Below are 2,932 nucleotides of genomic sequence, written 5' to 3' on the forward strand. Positions count from 1 at the left end.
AATGAGTGTGAAGTGGTGAGGGATATCCCTCACCACTTCACACTCATAAAAATATAAATTATTTCATTAAATAAGGTTGACTAATCGTAAGAAAGTGAGGCTGGGACAAATGTGTTTCAGCCAACAAAAATACCGAACTATCCAATGCAACTCTCATGAAGTGTTTCGGAATAGTTCGGTTTTTCTATTTATCTGTTTTGTTAATTTAGAGATTATTCGGCTTTATTAAGGAACCATTTAGTTATGTCCTAGCCCTACTGATAAAATAATTTTTTCTAAACCTATGTGTAAAAGAACAAGGTCATTTGTTCAGTGATTTTTCCAATTCATACCAAATAGAATTACCAACTTGTATATCTTTTCTATTCGGTTGTTCGCCATTTTCCTTTGCTTTCCAATATGCCTCGCTAGCTGGTTGACTTCCTAATTCAAAATCCATTCCTTCCCACGTATCTTCACGAAATGCATAAAACGCCCAGTGCCAGCCATAATCATCGAAAATATCAATTAAATCCTTTATATATTGATCGGCTCCACCAACCATTCGATTAATTCCAAACTCTTCAGCAATAATCCGGTTGTTTGGTAAATTGTGTTTCTCTGTCCATTGTGCAATTGGTTCTAAAAAATCTTTTAATGCAGCTTTATCGAACATTTTTTCTGTTTGATTTTCACCAACCTTCACCTTGCCAGGATAACTGTATGTGAATCCTTTGTTTTGATTTTGACTTGTCATTTCATAAGGTTCATACATATGGAATGCATATAACACATTTTCGTCATCTATTGGTTTTAAATATTTAATTGCCCACGGAGTGGCAAATAACCCAGTATCTAAAATAATTGGTGTATCAGCATCTACAGATCGTATAGAATCTACAATGGTTCCATAAAGCAAGTTTAAATCTGCAGGAGTATTTTTCACTCGCTTGTACCATTCGTCATAATCTTTTGTCCAAAAATCATTAAATCGTGTAGCTGTTTCAGGATGTGGTTCATTAATTACGTTATATCCTACCACTGCAGGATGGTCCTTCAAACGGGAGGCAAGATCTTTCCAGAAAAGTGCTGCTTGTTCATGATATTTAAAGTCTCGCCAAATACGGTCATCATTTGTATAGTTATTAAACTGTCTCCAACGATCTCCTGGAAGACTAAGAATAGTCAGCACAACTTTAGAACCTCTTTCATAGGCTGCATCCAAATCCTCTTTTAATTTTATAAAATCTTCTTCAACAATTCCCTCATATTGATCCGTATTACCGATTAAGAAATCTTTCTTGGGATCAGGATCTGGTTCGTCATGAAATAAAAAATCCTTATCTTTTGCCCATTTATCAGGAGCTAAACGGACAAACTCAATATTAAATTTGTTCGCCTCTTCATAATTTTCAGGTAGAGATTTAGAATTCATAAAGTTTGTTCCTTTTCGTTGCTCACCCCAAAAATCATTCTTTACCTCTTTTACTTCCTGTTTTTCTTGTTTCTTTTCTTGCGAACTACAACCAGCAGCAAGTGCTACTGTCAAAGCACAACCAAGGGAGGCTATCATTTTGAATTTATTTTTCAGCCATTTCCTTTGATTTATTTCTCTCATATTATCACCTCGTGATATATACTACTGAACTTATGTTACGTGAAAGTGACAAAAAAGCGGATGTGTGTATGTTTATTTGAAATCAATTTAAGGATTTTTTTAAAGTATTTAATGAGGAATATTCGGTAGAGGAGAGATAGCAAATTTAGTCTGTTAATTAAATTGCTATTCGAGAAATGATTCTTTGAATCTTTTTTTAAATAAATCTCCAAAATGACAACTGCCTGTAACATTAAAATGCTACAACATTTAATGATTGTAGTTTTTTATGACAAATATAGAGGTGGCATATGAAAGTTAATTCGAAACATACAAAAAAAAATAGAACGAAATTTAGGTGGAAATGTGTTATTTTCCTTACAATCCTCATTTTCCCAATCAGTACTTATTTATACGCGTCCCACTTTGAAACAAAATCATTGTCTATTACATGGACTGATATCAAAAATCCTAATATTCCTGAAGGATTTCAAAATGTAAAGATTGTGCAATTCTCTGACACGCACTTTGGACCGAATTTTTCTCATAAGCAGCAGAAAATGCTAATCGATCAAATAAATGAAGTAAAACCCGATATCGTCGTTTTTACAGGTGATTTAATTGACGATTTTAGTGAATATACTTCCGAAAGAAAATACTCACAAACTATTTTGTCCCAAATTCACGCTCCTCTCGGAAAATATGCAGTGTTCGGAAATCATGACCATGGAGGCGGTGGGAGTTATTTGTATAAGCAGTATATGGAGGAAGCAGGTTTTACAGTTTTAGTTAATGAAACTATAAAAATTAAGGCAAGCAATGGTGATTATATTACGATTTCTGGTCTGGATGATTTTTTACTTGGCAAGCCAAAAGTGCAACATACCCTTCAACACTTACAAGAAAAGGACTTTAACATATTGTTAGTGCATGAACCCGATGCAGTAAATGAAGTCCTTGAGTATCCGATTGATTTTCAAGTATCTGGTCACAGTCATGGCGGACAAGTACAACTGCCATTCATTGGCCCTATTATCACTACTTCATTAGCGAAACAATATGTAGAAGGCATGTATTTATTAAAAGGGAAATCAAAACCATTACAGTTGTATGTAAATCGAGGGGTTGGTACGACAAGAATGCCTATACGCTTTTGGAGTAAGCCTGAACTTTCTGTTTTTTCATTAAAAAATCGATGATACTCGCAAGATTTTCTTTCCGTCTATTCTAGGAGAATAAATAAGAAGCCTAATCATTTCTCATTGATATGCTCCCTATTAGGTAGACAGATTAAAAAATAAAATCTGTTTATCTAAGGGGAGTATTTTTTATGGGGCGAAGCAAACATCCACTCGA

Annotated in this window: 2 protein-coding genes; one reads left to right on the forward strand and one right to left on the reverse strand. The window is 34.2% G+C overall.

Translation table 11 applies throughout. The features are described 5' to 3' along the window. Positions 1-301: 301 nt before the first annotated feature. Positions 302-1,552 carry a glycoside hydrolase family 5 protein gene (locus ACIQZA_RS25505; protein WP_400933174.1) on the reverse strand — a complete coding sequence of 417 codons (1,251 nt, stop codon included), beginning with the start codon at positions 1,550-1,552 and terminating at the stop codon, positions 302-304. A gap of 335 nt (positions 1,553-1,887) precedes the next feature. Here ACIQZA_RS25505 and ACIQZA_RS25510 point away from each other — a divergent pair, with 335 nt between their 5' ends. Further along, entirely contained in the window at positions 1,888-2,775 is an 888-nt protein-coding gene (locus tag ACIQZA_RS25510) for a metallophosphoesterase (RefSeq protein WP_400932847.1), read from the forward strand. The last annotated feature ends 157 nt before the right edge of the window (positions 2,776-2,932 follow it).

It is taken from the genome of Lysinibacillus sp. NPDC096382, assembly GCF_044762845.1.
Taxonomy (GTDB): Bacteria; Bacillota; Bacilli; order Bacillales_A; family Planococcaceae; genus Lysinibacillus.